The organism is Paraburkholderia sp. SIMBA_053, from assembly GCF_046534895.1.
Classification (GTDB): Bacteria; Pseudomonadota; Gammaproteobacteria; order Burkholderiales; family Burkholderiaceae; genus Paraburkholderia; species Paraburkholderia caledonica.
The window spans coordinates 1-296 of record NZ_JAWRXU010000423.1; the positions used below are offsets into that span (position 1 = coordinate 1).

Sequence of the window (296 nt, forward strand, 5' to 3'; positions counted from 1 at the left end):
TCTCCCTTCTCATCGCCCTTGAAACCCGCCTTTTCGTCGGTCGACGCATCCCGCAACCCATGCGTACCCATCAGCCGATACAACGTCACACGCGAAATCCCAAGATCCGTGGCCGCCTCGTTGAGCCGGTGCCGGTGCCGCAGCAGCGCGACTTCGATCGCACGCTTCTCGGCGGCCTCGCGCGCCTGCGCAAGACTCATCGTCTGTTGCTCGCTGAAGTGCGCGAGGTCGAGATCCGCGGCGGAAATCAGCTTGTTCTCCGCCATCACGATCGCGCGGCGCACCCGGTTGATCAG

At 63.9% G+C, this 296-nt stretch carries 1 protein-coding gene; it reads right to left on the reverse strand.

What is annotated here, in order from left to right:
• Positions 1-296, reverse strand: a 296-nt coding sequence (locus SB753_RS36255) for a helix-turn-helix domain-containing protein (protein ID WP_410804935.1), incomplete at both ends; no start/stop codon positions are given.